This is a genomic window from Actinoplanes sp. NPDC026670 (assembly GCF_040638175.1).
In the GTDB taxonomy this organism is placed as follows: Bacteria; Actinomycetota; Actinomycetes; order Mycobacteriales; family Micromonosporaceae; genus Actinoplanes.
The window spans coordinates 21,350-43,802 of the sequence record NZ_JBEZXU010000009.1; the positions used below are offsets into that span (position 1 = coordinate 21,350).

19 protein-coding genes and 1 riboswitch are annotated in these 22,453 nt (G+C 70.8%); all 19 genes read right to left on the reverse strand.

The annotated features are described in order from the left end of the window. Positions 1-14: 14 nt before the first annotated feature. The 19 genes from AB0E94_RS11230 to carB all read right to left on the reverse strand — a co-directional run bounded on the left by AB0E94_RS11230 (position 15) and on the right by carB (position 22,448). Positions 15-1,223 (reverse strand): bifunctional 3,4-dihydroxy-2-butanone-4-phosphate synthase/GTP cyclohydrolase II, encoded by a 1,209-nt coding sequence (locus AB0E94_RS11230; protein WP_317791272.1) that lies wholly within the window; start codon positions 1,221-1,223, stop codon positions 15-17. After that, the gene (locus tag AB0E94_RS11235) at positions 1,216-1,815 is read right to left on the reverse strand and encodes a riboflavin synthase (protein ID WP_360325177.1); all 600 of its coding nucleotides are present in this window, start codon (positions 1,813-1,815) and stop codon (positions 1,216-1,218) included. The genes AB0E94_RS11230 and AB0E94_RS11235 overlap by 8 nt, the downstream gene beginning before the upstream one ends. Continuing rightward, the gene (ribD, locus tag AB0E94_RS11240) at positions 1,815-2,870 is read right to left on the reverse strand and encodes a bifunctional diaminohydroxyphosphoribosylaminopyrimidine deaminase/5-amino-6-(5-phosphoribosylamino)uracil reductase RibD (RefSeq protein WP_360325179.1); all 1,056 of its coding nucleotides are present in this window, start codon (positions 2,868-2,870) and stop codon (positions 1,815-1,817) included. The genes AB0E94_RS11235 and ribD overlap by 1 nt, the downstream gene beginning before the upstream one ends. Positions 2,871-2,999: 129 nt before the next feature. Beyond that, a riboswitch (FMN riboswitch) is annotated at positions 3,000-3,173 on the reverse strand. Between the two features lie 103 nt (positions 3,174-3,276). Beyond that, positions 3,277-4,275, reverse strand: a complete 999-nt coding sequence (locus AB0E94_RS11245; RefSeq protein WP_360325182.1) for a response regulator — start codon at positions 4,273-4,275, stop codon at positions 3,277-3,279. Between the two features lie 58 nt (positions 4,276-4,333). Continuing rightward, a complete protein-coding gene (gene rpe / locus AB0E94_RS11250) occupies positions 4,334-5,005 on the reverse strand; it encodes a ribulose-phosphate 3-epimerase (RefSeq protein ID WP_360325184.1) in 672 nt (223 codons plus the stop codon). A gap of 90 nt (positions 5,006-5,095) precedes the next feature. Beyond that, positions 5,096-6,565, reverse strand: a complete 1,470-nt coding sequence (locus AB0E94_RS11255; protein ID WP_360325187.1) for a transcription antitermination factor NusB — start codon at positions 6,563-6,565, stop codon at positions 5,096-5,098. 37 nt (positions 6,566-6,602) lie between these two features. Further along, positions 6,603-7,532, reverse strand: a complete 930-nt coding sequence (gene fmt, locus AB0E94_RS11260) for a methionyl-tRNA formyltransferase (protein ID WP_360325190.1) — start codon at positions 7,530-7,532, stop codon at positions 6,603-6,605. A gap of 4 nt (positions 7,533-7,536) precedes the next feature. Next, a complete protein-coding gene (gene def, locus AB0E94_RS11265) occupies positions 7,537-8,109 on the reverse strand; it encodes a peptide deformylase (protein WP_360325192.1) in 573 nt (190 codons plus the stop codon). A 101-nt stretch (positions 8,110-8,210) separates the two neighbouring features. Next, positions 8,211-10,769 carry a primosomal protein N' gene (locus AB0E94_RS11270; RefSeq protein ID WP_360325503.1) on the reverse strand — a complete coding sequence of 853 codons (2,559 nt, stop codon included), beginning with the start codon at positions 10,767-10,769 and terminating at the stop codon, positions 8,211-8,213. A gap of 134 nt (positions 10,770-10,903) precedes the next feature. Next, positions 10,904-11,470, reverse strand: a complete 567-nt coding sequence (locus AB0E94_RS11275) for a histidine phosphatase family protein (protein WP_360325195.1) — start codon at positions 11,468-11,470, stop codon at positions 10,904-10,906. A 499-nt stretch (positions 11,471-11,969) separates the two neighbouring features. Further along, a complete protein-coding gene (metK, locus tag AB0E94_RS11280) occupies positions 11,970-13,160 on the reverse strand; it encodes a methionine adenosyltransferase (RefSeq protein WP_360325198.1) in 1,191 nt (396 codons plus the stop codon). A 53-nt stretch (positions 13,161-13,213) separates the two neighbouring features. Continuing rightward, complete coding sequence (gene coaBC / locus AB0E94_RS11285) at positions 13,214-14,422, reverse strand: bifunctional phosphopantothenoylcysteine decarboxylase/phosphopantothenate--cysteine ligase CoaBC (protein WP_360325200.1); 1,209 nt, start codon at positions 14,420-14,422, stop codon at positions 13,214-13,216. Positions 14,423-14,509: 87 nt separating this feature from the next. After that, positions 14,510-14,773, reverse strand: coding sequence for a DNA-directed RNA polymerase subunit omega (gene rpoZ / locus AB0E94_RS11290; RefSeq protein ID WP_015623990.1), 264 nt, complete (start codon positions 14,771-14,773; stop codon positions 14,510-14,512). A gap of 11 nt (positions 14,774-14,784) precedes the next feature. Next, positions 14,785-15,372 carry a guanylate kinase gene (gene gmk, locus AB0E94_RS11295; RefSeq protein WP_360325504.1) on the reverse strand — a complete coding sequence of 196 codons (588 nt, stop codon included), beginning with the start codon at positions 15,370-15,372 and terminating at the stop codon, positions 14,785-14,787. A 32-nt stretch (positions 15,373-15,404) separates the two neighbouring features. Further along, the gene (gene mihF / locus AB0E94_RS11300; RefSeq protein WP_360325203.1) at positions 15,405-15,722 is read right to left on the reverse strand and encodes an integration host factor, actinobacterial type; all 318 of its coding nucleotides are present in this window, start codon (positions 15,720-15,722) and stop codon (positions 15,405-15,407) included. A gap of 183 nt (positions 15,723-15,905) precedes the next feature. Beyond that, a complete protein-coding gene (pyrF, locus tag AB0E94_RS11305; protein ID WP_360325206.1) occupies positions 15,906-16,736 on the reverse strand; it encodes an orotidine-5'-phosphate decarboxylase in 831 nt (276 codons plus the stop codon). 20 nt (positions 16,737-16,756) lie between these two features. Next, a complete protein-coding gene (locus AB0E94_RS11310) occupies positions 16,757-18,112 on the reverse strand; it encodes an adenosylmethionine--8-amino-7-oxononanoate transaminase (protein WP_360325209.1) in 1,356 nt (451 codons plus the stop codon). Beyond that, a complete protein-coding gene (locus AB0E94_RS11315) occupies positions 18,109-19,137 on the reverse strand; it encodes a quinone-dependent dihydroorotate dehydrogenase (RefSeq protein WP_360325211.1) in 1,029 nt (342 codons plus the stop codon). The genes AB0E94_RS11310 and AB0E94_RS11315 overlap by 4 nt, the downstream gene beginning before the upstream one ends. After that, positions 19,134-22,448, reverse strand: coding sequence for a carbamoyl-phosphate synthase large subunit (gene carB, locus AB0E94_RS11320; protein WP_360325214.1), 3,315 nt, complete (start codon positions 22,446-22,448; stop codon positions 19,134-19,136). The genes AB0E94_RS11315 and carB overlap by 4 nt, the downstream gene beginning before the upstream one ends. Positions 22,449-22,453 lie beyond the last annotated feature (5 nt).

A 22,453-nucleotide genomic window follows, 5' to 3' on the forward strand; every position in this document is an offset into this window, starting at 1 on the left:
GATCGGGGACTGGTTCAGGCCAACTCCGCGAAGAGGTGACCCATTCGGTCCCGCTTGGTACGCAGGTACCGGACGTTCTCCGGGTGCAGGCGGACCGGCAACTCCTCGCGACCGGTCACGCGTAGCCCGTACCCCTCCAGGCCTGCTCTTTTCGCGGGGTTGTTGGTCAGCAGCCGCATCGAGCGGATGCCGAGATCGGCGAGGATCTGCGCCCCCGTGCCGTAGTCGCGCGCGTCGGCCGGCAGGCCCAGTTCGAGGTTGGCGTCGACGGTGTCGAAGCCGCGGTCCTGCAACTGGTACGCCTGGAGCTTATGCAGCAGGCCGATGCCACGGCCCTCGTGACCGCGCATGTAGAGGACCACCCCGCGCCCGGCCGCGGCCACCCGCTCGAGGGCGGCGTCCAGCTGCGGCCCGCAGTCGCAGCGCCGGGAGCCGAAGACGTCGCCGGTGAGGCACTCGGAGTGCACCCGGACCAGCACGTCCTCACCGTCGCCGAGGTCGCCGAAGACCAGCGCCACGTGCTCGCCGTCGTCGGCGGCGGTCCGGTAGCCGACCGCGGTGAAGACGCCGTGCTCGGTCGGCAGGACCGTCTCGACGACCCGCTCGACCTGGCTGCCCTCGCGGTGCCGCAGGTAGGCGATCAGCTCCTCGATGGTGATCAGGGCCAGGTCGTGCTCGGCGGCGAACTTCTCCAGGTCGGGGCGGCGCTGCATGGTGCCGTCGTCGTTGACCATCTCGCAGAGCACGCCGGCCGGACGGCAGCCGGCCAGCACCGCCAGGTCGATGGAGGCCTCGGTGTGGCCCGGACGGCGCAGGACACCGCCGGCCTTGGCCCGCAGCGGCACGACGTGGCCCGGCCGGTTGAAGTCGGTGGGCTCGCTGGCGGCCGAGGCGAGCAGGCGGATGGTGTGCGCCCGGTCGGCGGCCGAGATGCCGGTGCTGACGCCGTGCTTCGCGTCGACGGTCACCGCGTAGGCCGTGCCCCGCGCGTCCTGGTTGGTGTGGAACATGGGCGGCAGGTCCAGCCGGTCCGCCTCGCTCTCCGGGAGCGGGACGCAGATGTACCCGGACGTGTACCGCACCATGAAGGCGACCAGCTCCGGGGTGGCGTGCTCGGCCGCGAAGATGAGGTCGCCCTCGTTCTCCCGGCTCTCGTCGTCCACCACGATCACCGCCTTGCCGGCCGCTATGTCGGCGATGGCGCGCTCGATGGTCTCAAACATTGCGGCTCCCCAGCATCTTCTCCACGTACTTGGCGATCACGTCGACCTCGAGGTTGACCGGATCTCCGATGGCCTTGCTGCCCAGCACGGTCAGCTTCGAGGTGGCCGGGATCATCCCGACCGCGAAGCTGTCCTCGTCGACCTCCATGACCGTCAGCGAAACCCCGTCGACGGTGATCGACCCCTTCTCCACCACGTACCTGGCCAGCTCGGGTGGCAGCGAGAAACGCACCACCTCCCACTGGTCGGCCGGCTCGCGGGCGATGATCCGCGCCACCCCGTCCACGTGGCCCTGCACCAGGTGCCCGCCGAGGCGGCTGCCCAGCGCGGCGGCCCGCTCCAGGTTGACGTTGCCGCCCACGCGCAGCGCGCCGAGCGAGGTGCGCCGCAGCGTCTCGCCCATCACGTCGGCGGTGAACACCCCGTCGACGTTGTCGATCACGGTGAGACAACAGCCGTTCACCGAGATCGAGTCGCCGTGCCGTGCGTCCGAGGTGACCAGCGGGCCGCGTACGGCGATCACCGCGGAGTCCTCGGCTCCCTCGGTCAGGCGCACGATCTCGCCCAGCTCTTCGACGATTCCGGTGAACATCAGTTCTCCTTGGGGCGCAGTGTTGCTACGAAACGCAGGTCCGGACCGATCCGCGTCACTTCCGTCAAGTCGAGTTCGACGGCGTCGGCGATGGTGCCGACACCGGCGTCCATCAGCGCGGCCCGCCCGTCGCCGAGCAGTTTCGGCGCCACGTAGCCGACCACCCGGTCGACCAGCCCGGCCGCCAGGAACCCGCCGGCCAGCGTCGGGCCGCCCTCCAGCAGGACGTTGCGCACGCCCCGGGCGAACAGCGCGATCAGCATCGAGGCCAGGTCGACGCGGCCGTCCGGCCCGGCGCCGGCGGCGGCCGTCGTGACGATCCAGGTCGGCGCCGCCGCGTCCCGGACCCGGGCGTCAGCGGGGGTACGCCCGGACGAGTCCACCACCACACGCAGCGGCTGCTTGATCGCCAGCGTGCCGTCGCGCAGGTCGCGCACGGTGAGTTGCGGGTCGTCGGCGACCACGGTGCCGACCCCGGCCACGATCGCGTCGACGGTGCTGCGCAGCACGTGCACGTCGGCCCGGGACTCGGCCGCGGAGATCCACTGGCTGGTGCCGTCGGCCGCGGCCGACCGCCCGTCCAGCGTCGCCGCGAACTTCCACGTCACGTAGGGCCGGCCCCGGCGCACCGCGGTCAGCCAGGCGATGTTGCCCGCCTCGGCGGCCTCCCGCCGCACCCCGGTGACCACCTCGATGCCTGCTGCCCGCAGGGTCGCCGCGCCACCGGCCGCGACCGGCGTCGGGTCGTCGACGGCGATCACCACGCGCCGCACCCCGGCGTTGACCAGCGCCTCCGCGCACGGACCGGTACGCCCGGTGTGGTTGCACGGCTCCAGCGTGACCACGCAGACCCCGCCACGGGCCCGCTCGCCGGCCTGGGCGAGGGCGACGATCTCGGCGTGCGGCCCACCGGCATACGCATGGAAGCCCTCGCCGACGACCTCGCCGTCCGGCCCGAGCAGGAGGCAGCCGACCACCGGGTTGGGACTGGTCGTGCCGAGGCCCCGGGCGGCCAGCGCGACAGCGCGGCGCATCGCCTCGTCCTCGGTCACCATCTGGCGCTTCCTCTCAACGCGGTGCGGTCACGCGCTGAAGGGAGTTATCGCCAGGAAACGGACACCGAGGGTACGCTTCGCGCACCCCGGCCGAATCGTGCCGACAAAGGCACGACCCGCTCCGATCCCGCGCGCTGTCTCCCATCCGGACTGTCTGATCGGCTTTCCAGCCGGTCAACCGTCGGCCCTGGAGTCTCACCAGGTCCACCGTCTGCCTTGGTAGGCAGCCGGGTCGCGGGCTTACCGTCGCTTACGCGTCGGATCACCGCCGGTTCGGAATTTCACCGAGTCCCGCCAGCGCGTGGTGGGTCATCCCTGAGTCTTGCACTACTTCGGGATTTTGCCACCTCCCTGGCGACCTACCTCACATCCGCCGCAAGTATTCCCACTGAAGCACTGGGATTTATCACTCGGCTTCGCTGCGCCGGCGGTCGATCGCGACATACGATCCGGGCTGCGATTTCGCGACCTTCTTCATCTCCGAGGCGACCGCGATCACCACCCGCGGATCGGCGAACCGCCGCCCGTCCTCGGTCGCCTGAGCCACCCCGATCGAGAGGGTGACCAGAGCCGCCTTCTGCTTGTTGCCGCGCCGATCCGGCACCTCGATGTAGCCGCGCCGGGCGTCACCCGGCTCGTACAGCCGGTCGGCCGCGGTCTCGAAGTCGGTCACCGTGCGCTGGGTCAGCGGCAGCACCTGGTCCGGGTGGCAGATGAACACGAAGTCGTCGCCACCGATGTGGCCCAGGAAGATGGACGGCTTCCCGGTCTGCGAGGCAGCCCGTTGCAGGCTCCGGGCCAGGGCGATGATGAACTCGTCGCCACGGTCGAACCCGTACACGTCGTTGACGCTCTTGAACCTGTCCACGTCGATGTAGCCGACCGAGTAGTCGTCGCCGCCGCGCATCCGCTCGCTGATCTCGCGCCGCACCCGGGCGTTGCCCGGCAGGCCGGTCAGCGGCGACACCTCACGGGCGTCCTTGTGCCGTCGCAGCGTGTTGGTGACCCGCGCGATCAGCTCTTCCAGGTCGAACGGCTTGACCAGGTAGTCGTCGGCGCCGGCCTGGAGACCGTGCACCTTGTCGCCGGTCAGGCCCATCGCGGTCAGCATGATCACCGGCAGGGCCGAGGTCAGCGGCTCGGCGCGGAGCTGACGGATCAGCTCGACACCGTCCATCCGCGGCATCATCCAGTCGATCACCGCGAGGTCGGGCCGGTGCGTCTCCATCAGGTCGAGCGCCTCCTGGCCGTCCCGGGCCCGGATCACCTCGAAACCCCGCAGCTTGAGGTTGAACTCGACGAAACCGGCGATGTCCTGGTCGTCGTCGACCACCAGGATCAGGCTCGGTCCCTCCTCGGGGTCCAGCTCGGGATCGATCTCGGGAAGCGGCTCAGCCGTGCTCATCGCGCCTTCCTGCAAGCACCGGGGGCGTAAGGCTAGATAATGGTCTGTGGACCGGCCCTCACGCCAGCCCCATCCGGGCCTTCGCGAGGGCGCGCAGCTTGCGGATCGCCTCAGCCGGGTCGGCGGCGCCGTAAACGGCCGTCCCCGCCACGAACGCGTCCGCGCCCGCCTCGGCGGCCTGCTCGATGGTGTCGGCCGCGATGCCGCCGTCCACCTCGATCCGGATCTCCAGGTCGTTGACCTGGGCCCGGCGGCGCACGTCACGCACCTTGTCCAGCAGCTCCGGCATGAACGCCTGCCCACCGAAACCGGCCTTGATCGTCATGATCAGGATGGTGTCGAGGTAGGGCAGCAGCTCCAGGTAGGGCTCCACCGGGGTGTCCCGGTCGATCGCCAGACCGGCCTTGGCCCCGGCCGCCCGCAGCGTCTTGGCCAGCGCCACCGGGTCGTCGCAGGCCTCCGCGTGGAACGTGACGTTGTACGCCCCGGCCTCCGCGTAGGCGGGCGCCCACCGCTGCGGATCGGTGATCATCAGGTGCACGTCGAACGGGATGCTCGTCGCCTTGCGCAGGCTCGTCACCACCGGCAGGCCGATCGTCAGGTTCGGCACGAAGTGGTTGTCCATCACGTCCACATGGGCCCAGTCGGCCGCGCCCTCGATCGCCTGCACCTCCTCCGCCAGACGGGAGAAGTCGGAGGCGAGGATGCTCGGCGCGATAATGGGTTCCACGCACCGAAGTCTACGGTCCGGCGATGCGAGGAAGGCCGGACCATCCCGGTCCGGCCTTCCTTCGTTCAAACCCCTCAGCTGGCAAACCCCTCAGCTGGTACGGCGCAGAACCGCCAGGAACATCGCGTCCGTCCCGTGGCGGTGCGGCCACAGTTGCACCGTCGGGCCCGCGCCCAGCCCCGGCATACCCGGCGGCAGCAGCGGCCGGGCGTCCACGAAGTCGACCTCGACGCCGCTGCGCCGGGCCCCCTCGCTGACCGTCACCTGCGTCTCCACCATGTGCGGGGAACACGTCACATACGCCACCACGCCGCCCGGCCGGACCGCACGCAGCGCCGCCACCAGCAGCTCCCGCTGGAGCCGGGTGAGCGGCGGCAGGTCAGCCGGCTGCCGGCGCCAGCGCGACTCCGGCCGGCGCCGCAGCGAACCCAGACCGGTGCACGGCGCGTCCACCAGCACCCGGTCGAACGCCTCCTCCGGCAGGTCCGGGTCGCGGCCCACCGACCGGCCGTCCATCGGCAGGACCGTCACCGGCATGCCCTCGGTCGCGATGTCGACCAGCCGGGCCCGGTGCTCGGCCACCTCGACCGCGGTCACCTCCGCGCCACGGCCCGCCGCGATCGCGCCGATCAGGCCGGTCTTGCCACCCGGGCCGGCGCACAGGTCCAGCCAGCGGGTGTCCTGGCCCTCGATCGGGGCGGCCAGCAGAGCCGCCGCCACCAGCTGCGAGCCCTCGTCCTGGACGTGGGCGCGGCCCTCCCGGATGGCGGCCAGGTCACGCGGCGCGCCGCCGTTCAGGTACACCGCGTACGGCGAGAAGGCGCCTGGCACACCGTCCACCTCGTCGGCCAGGTCGACCGCGTCGGCCCGGCCCGGACGGGCGCACAGATGCACGGCCGGCGGCTGGTTGTCCTCGATCAGCAGGCGGGCCGTCTCGTCCAGGTCGCCGCCGAGCGCCTCGGCGAACGACCGGATCACCCACTGCGGGTGGTGGTGCACCACCGACAGGTGCGCGATCGGGTCGTCCTTGTACGCCGGGGAGACCCGCTCCAGCCAGTCCTCCAGAGGCGTCTCGGACACCGTGCGCATCACCGCGTTGGCGAACCCGGACGCGCCCGGCGCCACCGAGCGGACCAGGTCGACCGTCTGGTTGACCGCGGCGTGCGCCGGCACCCGGGTGTAGAGCAGCTGGTAGACACCGAGCCGCAGCGCGTCCCGCGCGGGCGGGTCGATGCGTGCGACATCCCGCTCGGCGGCCGCCGCGATGATCAGGTCCAGGGTGCCGACGGCGCGCAGCGTTCCGTACGTCAACTCGGTTGCGAACGCCGCGTCCAGCCCGCGCAGGCCCATCCCGCTCAGGATGTCGGCCAGCACCAGGTTCGCGTACGCGTCGTCGCGGTGCACGGCCGCGATCGCCTCATACGCCGCCTGTCGGGCCGGATCCGACGGTGGCCGGCCGGCCCGCGGCGCCCGGCCGCTTCGCCCGTCCCGCGGGTGGCCCGGGCCGCTCGGCCGGCTCGGCCGTCCGCCGTGCGGGCGCGGCGCCCTGTGTTCCGTCACGCTTGCGTCCTGCTCTCTGAAGTACCGAACTCTATGTTCACGCCAGCTTCTCCCCTGCTTCGATCCGCATGCCCCGCGCCCAATCGGTGGCGGACATCGGCTTCTTGCCCGCCGCCCGCACCTCGCCCAGGATCACCGGCGTCGTCGCCGTACCTGCCAGCACCTGCTTACGCTCCACCAGAAGCTCCCCGGGGCGCAAACCGGCCGGCCCGTTCGCGATCGGCCGCACCGGGCCCAGTTTCAGACGCTCGTCACGCAGCGTCGTCCACGCGCCGGGCGCCGGGGTGCACGCACGGATCCGCCGGTCCACCGCGAACGCCGGATCGTCCCAGCGGACCCGGGCGTCCTCGGGCGTCAGCTTCGGCGCGAACGTCACCCCGTCGTGCGGCTGCACATGCGCCCGCGCGGTGCCCGCCTCGATCGCGTCCAGCACCGCCACCAGCAGGCCCGCGCCGTCCACGGCCAGCCGCTCCAGCAGGTGGCCGGAGGTGTCGGTGAACCGGATCTGCTCGGTCAGCGTGCCGAAGACCGGGCCGGTGTCCAGCCCCGCCTCCAGCTCGAACACGCTGGCCCCGGTCACCTCGTCGCCGTGCAGCACCGCATGCTGCACGGGTGCGGCGCCCCGCCAGGCCGGGAGCAGTGAGAAGTGCAGGTTCACCCAGCCGTGCTTCGGGATCTCCAGCGCCGACGGGGGGACCAGCGCGCCGTACGCCACCACGGGCACACAATCCGGCGCCAGCTCACGCAGCCGCTGCTGGAACTCCGGGTCGCGTGGTCTCTCCGGCGTCAGCACCTCGATGCCGCGCTCGTCGGCCCACGCGCCCGCGGGCGACCGGACCAGGCGGCGGCCCCGGCCGGCCGGAGCGTCCGGGCGGGTCACCACGGCCACCAGCTCGTGCCCGGAGGCGGCGATCGCGTCCAGGCTGGGCACGGCCACCGCCGGGGTGCCGGCGAAGATCAGGCGCATCCGATCACCGGCCCGAACTGAAGAGACCCGACCCGAACACGCTCCGGCCGTGCGGGCTCTCCTTGATCGTCGGCGGTTTCGCCGCGTCATACCAATCCGCGGACCTGATCTGCTTCATCGCGTCCTTACGGGAAGCGGTGTCCAGCCGGTCCAGGAAGAGCACCCCGTCCAGGTGGTCGGTCTCGTGCTGCACGCAGCGGGCCATCAGGCCGGTACCGACCAGCTGAATCGGGTCGCCGAACTCGTTGAACCCGTTGGCCACCACGTTCTGCCGTCGTTTCGTGTCGATGTAGATGCCCGGGATGGAGAGGCAGCCCTCCGGCCCGTCCTGCTCCTCCTCGTCGGGGAAGGACAGCACCGGGTTGACGATGTGCCCGACCACGTCATCCACGTCGAAGGTGAACACCCGGAGACCGACGCCGAGCTGCGGGGCGGCCAGGCCGGCGCCGCCCTCGTCCTGCATGGTCTCCACCAGATCCTTCACCAGATTGCGCAGTTCCTTGTCGAAATCCACGACGGAATCGGCCGGCGTGCGCAGCACCGGATCACCGAAGAGACGGATGGCCTGAACAGTCACGCGGTGAGACTCCTGACTCTGGTGGGCAGCACCTGACCAGTCTACGGAGTGACGCGCGCAACGCCGTCGGTGACAGCGCCCCGCCGGCCGCTCCCCCGAACTCAGAACATGTCGAAGGGGTCGACCTGGATGCGGACCGGCAGCGCGGCCTTGCGGGCGCTGCGCACCCCGGCCGCCTCGTGCAGGGCGTGCGCCAGGTCGGCGGCCCGGGACCGGGTGACCCGCAACAGCATCCGTTCCTGCTCGTCGGCGGCCGGAACCGGACCGAGCAGCTCGGCGCCGTCCGGCAGCCGGGCCAGGGACAGCAACTCGGCGACCGCGGCCGCCTGACCGGTCACGCTGGCCATCCGGGCCGCCGGCGGGAACCCCAGGTCACGGCGCTCGGCCAGCTCCCGCGCGGCGAACCAGCCCGGATCCCACCGCAGCAGAGCCTGCACCGGAGCGAGCGAACCGTCGGCCACCACCACCACACGCCCGCCCTCCTGCGCCGGCCGGGCCAGGGCCGCCGCGTTCAGCCAGCGACGCATCGTCTCCTCGGCGGCCCGCAGGTCGGCGCGGCTCAGCAACGCCCACGTGTCGAGCAGCAGCACCGCACCGAACCCGCCCTCGGCCAGCGGCTCCGCCCCGGGCGTGGACACCACGACCGCCGGCTCGCCGGGCACATCGGTCAGCACCTGCTCCCGCCCCGAGGTCCGCACCGGAAACCCGGGAAACGCCCGCCCCAGCTCCTCGGCGGTCCGCTTGGCGCCGATCACCGAAGCCCGCAGCCGACGGTCACGACAGTTCGGGCACTGGTAGTCGGCCGAGGCCCGCCCACACCAGTGGCAGACCGGCACGTCCCGGGCCCCGTGCAACCCCAGCGGCCCCGAACAGTGCGGGCAGCGCGCCGGAGTCCGGCACTCGATGCAGGCCACCGACGGCAGATAACCGCGCCGCGGCACCTGCACCAGCACCGGCGCCCCGGCCTGGAGTGCCTGCTTCGCCGCCTGCCACGCGACACTCGGCAGCCGGGCGATGGCCGCGCCCGAATCCCGGGCCAGCTGAACATCGTCCCCGGTCGGCGCGATCGCCGGGGACCGGCGCCGCAGCACGGCACGGTCCGCGGCGATCTCCCGCGCCCAGCCGGTCTCGAGGAGCAACTGCCCTTCTCCGGTACGTGCAAAGCCGCCCACCAGCGCCGCACAGTCCGCCAGGCGCGCCCGGGTGAGCAGCACGTCCCGTGCGTGCGGGTAGGGCGCCCGCGGCTCGGCGTGCACGTCGTCGCCGTCGTCCCAGATGACGACCAGCCCCAGATCGGGAACCGGCGCCCACATCGCCGCCCGCGTCCCCACCACCACCGGAACCTGGTGCCGGCTCGCCGACAGGAACCGCCGGTAGCGCTCGGACGGCCCGAGAGCCGCATTGAGCGCCACATGCAGCCCGTCACCCAGGGTCGCGCTCAGAGCCCGGTCCACCCGATCGAGGTCACGCGCGTCCGCCACGACGATGACCACCCCGCGCCCGCTGCGCACGGTGGCCGCGGCCGCCTCCGCGATCCGCGCCGGCCAGTCCTCCCCCGGCAGCGCCGACCACACCGCACGGGCCGGCCGGGCATCCCGCAGCGCCCGCAGATAGGCGGCCCCGGCCACATACGAGTCCCACCCGCCACTCGCCGGCTCCCGAATACCGCCGACCACCCACCGCCCGGCCCGCACCCCCGAACCCGCGCCCGGCCCAGCCCCCGACCCGTTGCCCGGCACAGCCCCCGAACCGTTGCCCGGCACAGACCCCGAACCCGTGCCCGGCCCGGAACCCGAACCCGGCCCGGAACCCGAACCGGTGCCCGGCCCAGCGCCCAGCGCCGACTCCGAACCGACAGCCGCTCCCACACCAGCGACCGAACCCGAATCGGCAACGGCCGCCAGATCAGCGCCCGACACCGAACCGACCGTCGCCGATGATCCAGCAGCCGCCGGATCGTCGGGCGATCTCGAACCGACCATCGCCGCCGATCCAGGAGCCACCGCCAGACCAGCGGCCGGCACAGAACCGACAGTTGATCCTGGTCCAGCAGCCGCCATCGGGTCAGCGGCCTGCACCGAACGAGGAACCGAAGCAGCCGCCACCGGGTCAGTGGCTGGAACCGAAGCAGAGCCGGGTGCAGTGGAGGAGGCATCACCCGGAGGCGGAGCCGATTCATCGGCAGGGCCGGAGGCGCTGGCCGCCGCAGCGGACAGCGACGTGTGAACTGGAACGGGTGCGGCCGGCACCGGGGTGAGAGCCGGAACGGCGTCCGGCACCGGAACGGATGCGCGGTCTGGCGCGGAGGCCGGGACCGGCCCGGCCGCGGGGGGTGTCACGGGCTGGGACTCGACGCGCGCGTGGCGTGGTGGCACCGCGAGCCGGAGCACGTCGGCGAGATTGCCCGCATAACGATCGGCGACCGCGCGGGCCAGCCGGACGATCTCGGGATCGAGGACCCGCTCGGGCGAGACCACCTTTTCCAGGTAGGCCAGCTTGCCGACGTGATCGGAGGACTCGGCCCGGGCCAGAAGGAAGCCGCTGACCTGCTGCCCGGCGAACCGGACCTTGACCCGCACGCCCGGCTGGGCGGCCTCGTCGTCAGCTGTGGAGACCAGATAATCGAACGGCCGGTCGAGGTGGGCGAGTGGCAGGTCCACACAGACCCGCGCGACGGGCAGCCGCTCGGCCGGCTCCCGCTCGCCGCGTGTCCCCTTGGTCCCCATGGTCGAACATTCTGCCCGCACCCTCTGACAATTCCGCCCGCCGCCGCCCCCGGCCGCGGGCCCGGCGATCAGTGAGTGAGGCAGGTCACCGTCTGCGCCTGGAGGTCGATCTCGACGATGTCCGGGAACCGCAGGTCGGCCCAGAACCGGGCCGGGTCGGTCGCCAACTGGTACCGGCTGGCCATCCACACCGTCGGCGCCAGGCCGTGGGTGCCGATGACGAGAGTGCGGTTCTGTTCGGCGGCGGCGGCCGCGTGCCGTACCACCGCGGCGTCGAACCGCTCGATCACCTGATCGCGCGGCTCCCACCCGTCGGGGCACTCGCCTCGCGCATAGGCTTGCGCAGCCGAGTGGTAGCCCGCCTCGTCGGTGAACCACACATGCGGCCGATGCACTTCGGCGAGGCCCGGATCACGGACCACCCGCTGAGCGCCGGCGATCTCCTGCATGGTCTGTGCGGCCTTCGGCTCGGTGCTGGCCACGTAGTAGGCCGGATGGCAGACGTGCAGCCGCATCAGGCGGGCCGCGACGCGGCTCTCCTGTGCGAGCTGCCACTGCTCCGACGGCACGTCCGGATCGACTGCCGGCATCGCATGCCGGACCACGATCACCCGATCGCCCTGAACACCCGTCATCACGGAAGCGTAAGCGCCTTCACCACCCCTGACTCTCATGCGAACGAACACGCATTTCAGGCGCCAACGGATCACCAGACGGCCGCACTTCCTTTCCCACCACCCGAGATCGCCGGGATTTCCGGATCTTGCACGACTTTCCACGCTCGCACCAATCTTGCAGCCCTTTCCACGCCCCGACGGGAAGAAAGCTGCAAGGTCTCCCCGGCGCAGTAGACCTTGCACGACAAAACATCCCCAGACGTGAAGAAACGTGCAAGATCGCCGCCAGGGAGGAGAACCGTGCAAGATCTGCCGGCGAGTAGAACCGTGCAAGATCCACAAGGCTGGCCAGGGACGAATAAGCCGCGAATGCGACATTCCCCCTCCTAGTCGCCTGTATGACCGGTGCGATAGCCCGGAGACTCGGCAGGAAGACCTCGCACAGCAGAAGGATCGACCCCGGATACGGCGAAGCGCCCGCCCCCGAAGGGGCGGGCGCTTCGTGGAAGGCGTGCCGTCAGGAAGCGGCGTTCTTCAGGTCGGCGGCGCGGTCGGTGCTCTCCCACTTCAGCTCCGGCAGCTCACGGCCGAAGTGGCCGTAGGCAGCGGTCTGCTGGTAGATCGGGCGCAGCAGGTCGAGGTCGCGGATGATCGCGGCCGGGCGCAGGTCGAAGACCTCGTTGATGGCCTTCTCGATCCGGTCGACCGGCACGTTCTCGGTGCCGAACGTCTCGACGAACAGGCTGACCGGGTGCGCCTTGCCGATGGCGTAGGCGACCTGGATCTCGCAGCGCTCGGCGAGCCCGGCGGCGACGACGTTCTTGGCGACCCAGCGCGTCGCATACGCGGCGGAACGGTCGACCTTGGACGGGTCCTTGCCGGAGAACGCGCCGCCACCGTGGCGGGCGTAGCCACCGTAGGTGTCGACGATGATCTTGCGGCCAGTGAGGCCGGCGTCACCCATCGGGCCGCCGATCTCGAAGCGGCCGGTCGGGTTGACCAGCAGCCGGTAGCCCTCGGTGTCGAGGCCGAGGCCCTCCAGCTCGGGGGCGATCACGTGCTCGCGGACGTCCGGGGTGAGCAGCGACTCCAGCGAGATGTCGGCGGCGTGCTGCGACGAGACCACGACCGTGTCGAGCCGGACCGGGCGCAGCCCGTCGTACTCGATGGTGACCTGGGTCTTGCCGTCGGGGCGCAGGTAGGGGATCGTCCCGTCCTTGCGCGCGGCGGACAGACGGCGGGCCAGCCGGTGCGCGAGCGCGATCGGCAGCGGCATCAGCTCGGGGGTCTCCGAGCAGGCGAAGCCGAACATCATGCCCTGGTCGCCGGCGCCCTGGCTGTCCAGCTGGTCGCCGGCCTCACCCTCGCGCTGCTCGATGGCGGTGTCGACACCCTGCGCGATGTCCGGCGACTGCGAGCCGATGGAGACGCTGACGCCGCAGGACGCGCCGTCGAACCCCTTCTTCGACGAGTCGTAACCGATCTTCAGGATCGTGTCGCGCACGATGCTGGGGATGTCGGCGTAGGCCTGCGTGGTGACCTCACCGGCCACGTGGACCTGACCGGTGGTGATGAGGGTCTCCACCGCGACGCGGCTGCGCGGGTCCTGCGCGAGCAGGGCGTCGAGAATCCCGTCGCTGATCTGGTCAGCGATCTTGTCCGGGTGGCCTTCCGTGACCGACTCGGAGGTGAACAGACGGCGTGCCACGGTGCTCCTCAGATTTGTCGAATACAACGTAACGCGGAAGTGTAGCCAGGTCGCTAAGCGTCGGCGGACCTGGGTTTCCATCGAATGGCGACTTGATCGAAAATCATATCGGCCACATCGTCTTTGGGGAGTTCCCCGTGAGTGGCGGTGAAGCCGTCCGCCCCCAGCAGGGTGACGGTGTTGCGGTCCTGCCCGAAGACCAGGTCGGGGCCGACCTCATTGACGACGATCAGGTCGGCGCGCTTGCGAGCCAGCTTGCCGCGCGCGTTCTCCAGGGCGTCGTGGGTCTCGGCCGCGAAGGCGACGAGGATCTGTCCCGGGCGCTTGGCCGCACCCAGTTCAGCGGCGATGTCCGGGTTCGTGACCAGGGTGATCGGGCCGGGCGTACCGTCGTCGGTCTTCTTGATCTTCTGCTCGGCGACCGTCGCCGGCCGGAAGTCGGCGGGCGCGGCCGCCATCACGACCGCGTCGGCCGAAGCGGCCGCCTCGACGGTGGCCTTACGCAGCTCCTCGGTGGTGCCGACCCGCACGACGTCCACTCCGGCGGGGTCGGGCAGCGACACGTTCGCCGAGACGAGGGTCACTCGCGCGCCGCGGGCCACCGCGGCCTTGGCCAGCGCGTATCCCTGCTTTCCGGAGGACCTGTTGCCCAGGAACCGGACCGGGTCGAGCGGCTCGCGGGTGCCACCGGCGGTGACCACGACATGACGACCGGCAAGATCAAGATCAAGACCCCGCCGGAGTACGCGCAACGCCGCCTCGAAGATCGCCGAGGGATCCGGCAGCCGGCCCTTGCCGGTGTCCTTGCCGGTCAGGCGCCCGACGGCAGGCTCGATCACGACCGCCCCGCGCCGGCGCAGAGTCGCCACATTCTCCCGGGTGGCCGGGTTCTCCCACATCTCGGTATGCATGGCCGGCGCGTACACGATCGGGCAGGTGGCGGTGAGCAGGGTGTTGGTGAGCAGGTCGTCGGCGATGCCGTGGGCGGCCTTGGCCAGCAGGTCGGCGGTGGCCGGGGCGACCACGACGAGCTCGGCGGCCCGCCCGATCCGCACGTGCGGCACCTCGTGCACGTCGTCCCAGACCCCGGTGGCGACCGGCCGCCCGGAGAGCGCGGCCCAGGTGGGCTCACCGACGAACTTGAGCGCCGAATCGGTCGGGACGACCCGCACCCCATGGCCGGACTCGGTGAACAGCCGCAGCAGCTCGCACGCCTTGTAGGCGGCGATCCCCCCGCCCACACCCAGCACGATCTCGGTCACAGCTTCACCATCGGCACGAATTCACCTCAGATAACAATTGATCCCGCGCCCATGATGCGGGACGCGGGATCAACAGATTGACTTAGGTCACGGGTTGTCGGTCGCCTCGGCGGTCAGCAGGCCGGCGTTGATCTCGCGCATCGCGATCGAGAGCGGCTTCTCCTGCGGCGTGGTCTCGACCAGCGGACCGACGTACTCGAGAAGACCCTCACCGAGCTGGCTGTAGTAGGCGTTGACCTGGCGGGCGCGCTTGGCCGCGAAGATCACCAGCGAGTACTTCGACGAGGTCTTGTCGAGCAGCTCGTCGATCGGCGGGTTGGTGATGCCTTCGGGGTTCGCGATGGTTCCCACGTGGTAGATCCTTAATGCTCGTGTGCCAGGTATAACGAACCGAGCAATCCTACCAGCTCATCAGCGGCCCGTTCGACGAAGTCGTTCACCACGGTGACGTCGAACTCGGACTCGGCCGCCAATTCCTCGTCGGCGTGCGCGAGCCGGCGCTTGATCGTCTCCTCGTCGTCGGTCCCCCGGCCGATGAGACGGCGCTGGAGCTCCTCGACGCTCGGTGGGGCCAGGAAGACCAGCTGGGCCGTCGGCATGGCCGCACGGACCTGACGAGCGCCCTGGAGGTCGATCTTCAGCAAAACGGGCCGGCCCTGATGGAGCCAGCCCTCGACCTGCGCGCGGGGCGTGCCGTAGAGGTTGCCCGCGAACTCCGCCCACTCCAGCAGCTGATTTCCGTCGATCAGTCGCTGGAACTCGGACCTGGTCACGAAGTGGTAGTGCTCGCCGTCGGTCTCGTAGTCGCGTTTCTTGCGTGTTGTCACCGACACCGAGAGTTTGATCCACGGCGAGCGCAGCCGGATCAGCTCGATCACACTGTCCTTCCCGACCCCTGAGGGGCCGGAAAGAACGGTGAGGCGGGCCTCCGGCTGCGCGTCGTCATCCATGCTCACGGCTCATTCCTACACGAGCCGATGAGTCAGTTCGCAGCGAACTCCCCCAGGAGGGCCTTGCGCTGCTGGTCGCCGAGGCCCCGGAGCCGGCGGCTCTCGGCGATCTTCAGCTTCTCCATGATCTGGGTCGCGCGGATCTTGCCGATGCCCGGCAGCGCCTGAAGCACGGCCGAGACCTTCAGCTTGCCGACGACCTCGTCGCCTTCCGCGCGCTCGAGCACGGCGGCGAGGGTGGTCTTGCCGGACTTGAGCTGTTCCTTCAGCTCAGCCCGAGCCTTGCGAACTTCCGCGGCCTTCTCCAGCGCAGCAGCACGCTGTTCGGGGCTCAATGACGGGAGCGGCACCAGTTCTCCTCAGGTCCCTGAGCGGCGGTAGTTCAATACCGGCGCTTCTGTGAAACGTGGTGTGCCATGGAACCGAAGGGGCATATGGTTCCCGGCGCCGGGAAAACTAGCGGTCAAACCGGGTTTCGGCAACGTGGGGGTACCCCCGCCCCGGCTCATCGGGAGCCTGGTAAGCAGGCCGTTTCACCCGAGCGCGGCGCGCACGCCGGCCAGAACGCGGTCCGTCGCGGCCCGCAATTCGCCGATCTCCGGCCCGGCCGCGAGAACTTCGCGTGAGTACGACGGCAACACGTTGTGAAGGCTCTCACCGAAGACGGCTCGCAGGTCATCGGGGGTTCCGCCCTGCGCTCCGAGGCCCGGAGCGAGCAGCGGGCCGTTGACCTTGGAGAGGTCGTGGCCGGTCTCGCCGATCGTCGCGCCGACCACGAGGCCGAGGCTTCCGAGCGGCTGCGCACCCGCGTTGACCTGGGAAATCTCATCGATCACGGTTTGCGCGACGGTTTTTCCGTCACGGGCGACGGCGTGCTGGACGGCCGGCCCCTCGGGGTTCGAGGTCAGCGCCAGGACGAAGACTCCACCCCCGTGAGCGGCCGCCGAATCGAACGCGGGCTGGAGTGAGCCCACTCCAAGATAGGGACTCACCGTAATCGCGTCAGCACAGAGAGTGCTCGCCGGATTTAAGTACGCGTCGGCGTACGCGGCCATCGTCGAGCCGATGTCGCCACGTTTCACATCCAGAAGGACAAGCGCGCCGGCCTCTCGAGACTGTCGGATAGTTGACTCAAGAACCGCGACGCCGCGTGACCCAAATCTCTCAAAAAAAGCTGACTGTGGCTTCAGAACAGCCACCCGATCGGCCAGTGCTTCGACGACCGTACGGGCGAAGCGTTCGAGGCCGGAGATGTCGTCGGAGAGACCCCAGCGGGCCAGGAGCGAGGCGTGCGGGTCGATCCCGACGCACAGCGGACCACGCTCCGCAACCGCCGCGTGCAGTCGTTCGCCGAAGGTTTCCATGAACTTCTCACTCTCCCGTGTCAGCTAGCCGCCACCGCGGCGGCGATTCCGGCGGTAATGCGGGCCACGTCGGCGTCGTCGGTGACGAACGGCGGCATGGTGTAGATCAGGTCCCGGAACGGCCTCAGCCAGACCCCCTCGGCCACCGCCGCCGCGGTCGCCCGGGCCATGTCCACCGGCCGGTCCAGCTGGACGACGCCGATGGCGCCGAGGACCCGCACGTCAGCGACCCCGCGCGCGCCACGAAGCGGCTCCAGACCGCGTTTCAGAGCAAATTCGATATTTTGTACGGACGTCGCCCACTCGCCCGTACGCAAGAGGCTGAGCGACGCCAGTGCCACCGAACAGGCGAGCGGGTTCCCCATGAAGGTCGGGCCGTGCGCCAGCCCGCCACCCTCCCCCGCGGAGATCGCGGCCGCCACCTCAGCCGTGCACAGGGTCGCCGCCAGGGTCAGGTATCCCCCGGTCAGCGCCTTGCCGAGGCACATGATGTCGGGGCTCACCCCGGCGTGGCCGGCCCCGAAGAACCGCCCGGTCCGGCCGAACCCGGTGGCGATCTCGTCGAAGATCAGGAAGATCCCGTGCGCGGCCGTCACCTCGCGGAGCACCCGCAGGTACTCCGGATGGTGGAACCGCATCCCACCAGCCCCCTGGACGACCGGCTCGACGATCACCGCGGCGATCTCGTCCGCGTGACGCTCGATCGTGTCGGTGAGCCGGGCGGCGTAGCCTTCGTCCCAATCCGTGGGCGGCGCCTCGGCGAAGACCTGGACCGGGAGCACCCCGGTCCAGAGCGAGTGCATGCCGCCGACCGGGTCGCAGACACTCATCGGGTGAAACGTGTCACCGTGATATCCGCCACGCCAGGTCGCGAGACGGTTCCGGCCCGGCCGTCCGAGGGCCCGCTGGGCCTGGAGCGCCATCTTGATCGCCACCTCGACGCCGACCGAGCCGGAATCGCAGAGGAACACGTGCTCCAGCCCGGCCGGGGTGATCTCCACCAGCTCGGTGGCCAGCCGGATCGCCGGCTCGTGGGTGAGCCCGCCGAACATCACGTGGCTCATCCGGCCGGCCTGATCGGCCAGTGCCGCGTCCAGAACCGGGTGCCGGTACCCGTGGATGGCCGCCCACCAGGACGACATCCCGTCGACCACCTCGCGCCCACCGGACAGCCGCAGGCGTACCCCCTCGGCGCTCTCCACCAGGTAGGGCTCGCTGCGGCCGGGCATCGGGCCGTACGGATGCCAGACATGCGCCCGATCGAGGGCCAGCAGCGCCGCCGCGCCGTCGCCGGCCGCCCCCGGGGAACCGGAAACCGGTCCCGCGGGAGCTGACGACGGGCCGAGCGCAACGCGGTCGCGCTCGGCCGCGCTCATCGGGCCGCTGCCGCCCGTGACGGGCGGGCGCCCCGGGCGACCTCCAGGACCAGGTCCGGGCCCCGGTAGATGAACCCGGAGTAGAGCTGCACCAGGGCGGCGCCGGCGTCGAGCATCCGGGACGCGTCGTCGGCCGACATGATCCCGCCGACCCCGATGATCGGCAGCTTCCCGCCGGACTCGGTGTGCACGAACCGGACCACCTCGCGGGACCGGGCGGTCAGCGGCGCCCCGGAGAGCCCGCCCGCCTCGCCGGCCAGGTGGCCGTCGGCCGGCGCGAGCCCGTCCCGGGACAGCGTGGTGTTGGTGGCGATGATCCCGGCCGCGCCGTGCTCCAGGCAGACCCCGAGCAGCTCGGCGATGGCCGGCTCGGTCAGGTCCGGCGCGATCTTGACGAGCACCGGCACCGGGCCGGCCAGCGCCTTGAGCAGCGCCGCGATCGAGTCCTTGTCCTGGAGATTGCGCAGGCCCGGGGTGTTCGGCGAGGACACGTTGACGGCGATGTAGTCGGCGTGCCGGTGCAGCAACCGGTAGGACGTCAGGTAGTCCTCGACCGCGTCCTCCAGCGGGGTGACCTTCGACTTGCCGAGCGAGATGCCCAGCGGCACGTCGAGCGGGCCCAGCTCGGCCAGGCGGTCGGCCAGGGCGGCCGCGCCGGCATTGTTGAAGCCCATCCGGTTGACGATGCCCTCGCTGGCCTTCGCCCGGAACAGCCGCGGCTTGTCGTTGCCCGGCTGCGGTTTCGCGGTGACCGTGCCGACCTCGACGAAACCGAACCCGAGTGCCGGCCACGCACGCAGGGCGAGCCCGTTCTTGTCGACGCCGGCGGCCAGGCCGACCCGGTTCGGGAACCGGACACCGAAGACCTCGACCGGGTTGGAGAAGCCGTACCAGCGGCGCATCGCGGCCAGCGCGGGCGCGGGCAGCTTGGCGAGCCGGTCCAGCGTCCACTCGTGGGCGTGCTCGGCGTCCCCGCCGCCCAGCCGGAACAGAGCCGGCCGGGCGACGCTGGTGAACAGGCTCACTCGCCACCCCTGAGCAGCTTGTGCAGCTCCTGGAGCGGGCGCACCGACATGTCGCCGGCCCGGAGCGCCTCGATACCCATGACGGCGGCGGCCGCGCCGGGCACCGTGGTGATGCTCGGCACGTCGGCGGTGACGGCGGCGCTGCGGATCTCGTACCCGTCGAGGCGGGCGCTCGCGCCGGAACCCTGCGGGGTGTTGATGATCAGCGAGATCTCGCCGGCCAGGATCAACTCGACCGCGTTGCGCTTGCCCGGGTCCTCGTAGTGCTTCGGCACGATCTCGCAGTCGATGCCGTACCGTCGCAGCACCTCGCCGGTCCCGGCCGTGGTGACGATGGTGAAGCCCAGGTCGGCCAGCCGCTTGACCGGGAAGATCATCGACCGCTTGTCCCGGTTGGCGACCGAGACGAAGACCTTGCCGCTGGTCGGCAGCGAACCGTAGGCGGCGGCCTGCGACTTGGCGAACGCCTGGCCGAAGCCGGCGTCGATGCCCATCACCTCGCCGGTCGACTTCATCTCGGGGCTGAGCAGGCTGTCCACGTTCTGCCCGGCGAGCGTGCGGAACCGCTTGAAGGGCAGCACCGCCTCCTTGATCGCGATCGGCGCGTTCGCCGGCACCGTCCCGCCGTCGCCCTCGGGCAGCAGCATGCCCTCGGCGCGCAGGTCGGCGATGGTGGCGCCGAGCATGATCCGGGCCGCCGCCTTGGCCAGCGGCACCGCGGTCGCCTTCGAGACGAACGGGACGGTCCGCGAGGCCCGCGGGTTCGCCTCCAGCACGTAGAGGCTCTCGTCCTTGAGCGCGTACTGCACGTTCATCAGGCCGCGCACGCCGATGCCCCGGGCCAGCGCCTCGGTGTAGCGGCGGACCTCGGCGATGTGCGAGGCGGCCAGCGTGATCGGCGGCAGCGAGCAGGCCGAGTCGCCGGAGTGGATGCCGGCCTCCTCGATGTGCTCCATGACGCCGCCCAGGTAGACCTCGCCGGTCGCGTCGCAGAGCGCGTCCACGTCGATCTCGACGGCGTCGTCGAGGAACCTGTCGACCAGCACCGGGTGATCCGGCGAGATCTCGGTGGCCCGCTCGATGTAGCCCTTCAGGGTCGGCTCGTCGTAGACGATCTCCATGCCCCGGCCGCCGAGCACGTAGGACGGGCGGACCAGGACCGGGTAGCCGATCGTGTCGGCGATCGCCTTGGCCTCGGAGAAGCTGGTGGCGGTGCCGTGGTCGGGCGAGCGCAGCCCGTACTCGGCGAGCAGCGCGCCGAACAGGCCGCGGTCCTCGGCCAGGTCGATCGACTCGGGCGTGGTGCCGACGATCGGCAGGCCGGCCGCCTTGAGCCGGTTCGCCAGACCGAGCGGGGTCTGCCCGCCGAGCTGCACGATCACGCCGATCACACCGGGCCCGCCGGCCGCCTTGCCGGAGCTGTCCTCGGCGTGGAACACCTCGAGGACGTCCTCGAACGTGAGCGGCTCGAAGTAGAGCCGGTCGGCGGTGTCGTAGTCGGTCGACACCGTCTCCGGGTTGCAGTTCACCATGACGGTTTCAAAATCGACACCACGCAGCGCCTGTACGGCGTGCACGCACGAGTAGTCGAACTCGATGCCCTGCCCGATCCGGTTCGGGCCGGAGCCCAGGATGATCACCTTGGGCCGGTCGCTCGGCACGACCTCGGTCTCCTCGTCGTAGGACGAGTAGTGGTACGGCGTGTTCGCCTGGAACTCGGCCGCACACGTGTCGACGGTCTTGTAGACCGGGCGGATGCCGAGCCGGTGCCGCAGCGAGCGCACACCGTCCTCACCGGCCAGCTCCGGGCGCAGCACGGCCAGCTGCCGGTCGGAGAGACCGGACCGCTTGGCCCGGCGCAGCAGCTCCTCGTCGAGGAACGGGGCGGCCAGGATCTCGGCGCGCAGGTCGACCAGGGCCTGGATCTCGTCGAGGAACCACGGGTCGATCCGGCCCGACGCGGCGTGCACCTGCTCGACCGTGGCGCCCAGCCGCAGCGCCGCCTCGACCGTGTAGAGCCGGCCGTCGTGCGGGACCTTCAGCGCCTCCAGGGCCTCGTCCACGCTCGTGAACGTCGGCGCGGTCCAGAACCCGGCCGCCTTGGTCTCCATCGAGCGCATGGCCTTGTTGAGCGCCTCGGCGAAGTTGCGGCCCAGGCTCATCGCCTCACCGACCGACTTCATCGTGGTGGTGAGCTCCTTGTCCGCGCCCGGGAACTTCTCGAACGCGAACCGCGGGATCTTCACGACCACGTAGTCGAGGGCCGGCTCGAAGGCGGCCGGCGTCTTCAGCGTGATGTCGTTGGGGATCTCGTCGAGGGTGTAGCCGATGGCCAGCTTCGCGGCGATCTTGGCGATCGGGAAGCCGGTCGCCTTCGACGCCAGCGCCGACGAGCGCGACACCCGCGGGTTCATCTCGATCACGATCATCCGGCCGTCGTCCGGGTTGATCGCGAACTGGATGTTGCAGCCGCCGGTGTCCACGCCGACCTCACGGAGCACGGCGATGCCCAGGTCACGCAGCTTCTGGTACTCGCGGTCGGTGAGCGTCATGGCCGGGGCCACGGTCACGCTGTCCCCGGTGTGCACGCCCATCGGGTCGACGTTCTCGATCGAGCAGACGACCACGACGTTGTCGTGCTTGTCGCGCATCAGCTCGAGCTCGTACTCCTTCCAGCCGAGCACGCTCTCCTCGATGAGCACCTCGGTCACCGGGGACGCGGCCAGGCCGGCGCCGGCGATCCGCTCCAGGTCCTCGGGGGTGTGCGCCATGCCGGAGCCCAGGCCGCCCATGGTGAACGACGGCCGGATGACGACCGGCAGGCCGATCTCGGCGACGGTGTCGCGGACCTCGTCCATCGAGTGGCAGACCCGCGAGCGCGGGGTCTCGCCGCCGGCGAGCGCCACGATGTCCTTGAAGAGCTGGCGGTCCTCGCCCTTGCGGATGGCGTCGACGTTCGCGCCGATCAGCTCGACGCCGTACTTGTCCAGGACGCCGGCCTCGTGCAGGGCGATCGCGGTGTTGAGCGCGGTCTGGCCGCCCAGGGTCGGCAGGATCGCGTCCGGGCGCTCCTTGGCGATGACCAGCTCGACGAACTCCGGCGTGATCGGCTCGACGTAGGTGGCGTCGGCGAACTCCGGGTCGGTCATGATCGTGGCCGGGTTGGAGTTGACCAGCGAGACGCGGATGCCCTCGGCCCGCAGCACCTGGCAGGCCTGGGTGCCGGAGTAGTCGAACTCGCAGGCCTGGCCGATGACGATCGGGCCGGACCCGATCACCATCACATGTTTGATGTCCTCGCGCTTCGGCACTTGCT

What these genes read in the sequence shown, in the direction of transcription:
- gmk (WP_360325504.1), bottom strand. Translation starts at nt 15,372, where the DNA reads ATGGATGACGACGCGCAGCCGGAGGCCCGCCTCACCGTTCTTTCCGGC.
- AB0E94_RS11310 (WP_360325209.1), bottom strand. Translation starts at nt 18,112, where the DNA reads ATGAGCGCGGCCGAGCGCGACCGCGTTGCGCTCGGCCCGTCGTCAGCT.
- AB0E94_RS11275 (WP_360325195.1), bottom strand. Translation starts at nt 11,470, where the DNA reads ATGACGGGTGTTCAGGGCGATCGGGTGATCGTGGTCCGGCATGCGATG.
- fmt (WP_360325190.1), bottom strand. Translation starts at nt 7,532, where the DNA reads ATGCGCCTGATCTTCGCCGGCACCCCGGCGGTGGCCGTGCCCAGCCTG.
- AB0E94_RS11245 (WP_360325182.1), bottom strand. Translation starts at nt 4,275, where the DNA reads ATGAGCACGGCTGAGCCGCTTCCCGAGATCGATCCCGAGCTGGACCCC.
- pyrF (WP_360325206.1), bottom strand. Translation starts at nt 16,736, where the DNA reads ATGGAAACCTTCGGCGAACGACTGCACGCGGCGGTTGCGGAGCGTGGT.
- AB0E94_RS11230 (WP_317791272.1), bottom strand. Translation starts at nt 1,223, where the DNA reads ATGTTTGAGACCATCGAGCGCGCCATCGCCGACATAGCGGCCGGCAAG.
- ribD (WP_360325179.1), bottom strand. Translation starts at nt 2,870, where the DNA reads ATGGTGACCGAGGACGAGGCGATGCGCCGCGCTGTCGCGCTGGCCGCC.
- AB0E94_RS11235 (WP_360325177.1), bottom strand. Translation starts at nt 1,815, where the DNA reads ATGTTCACCGGAATCGTCGAAGAGCTGGGCGAGATCGTGCGCCTGACC.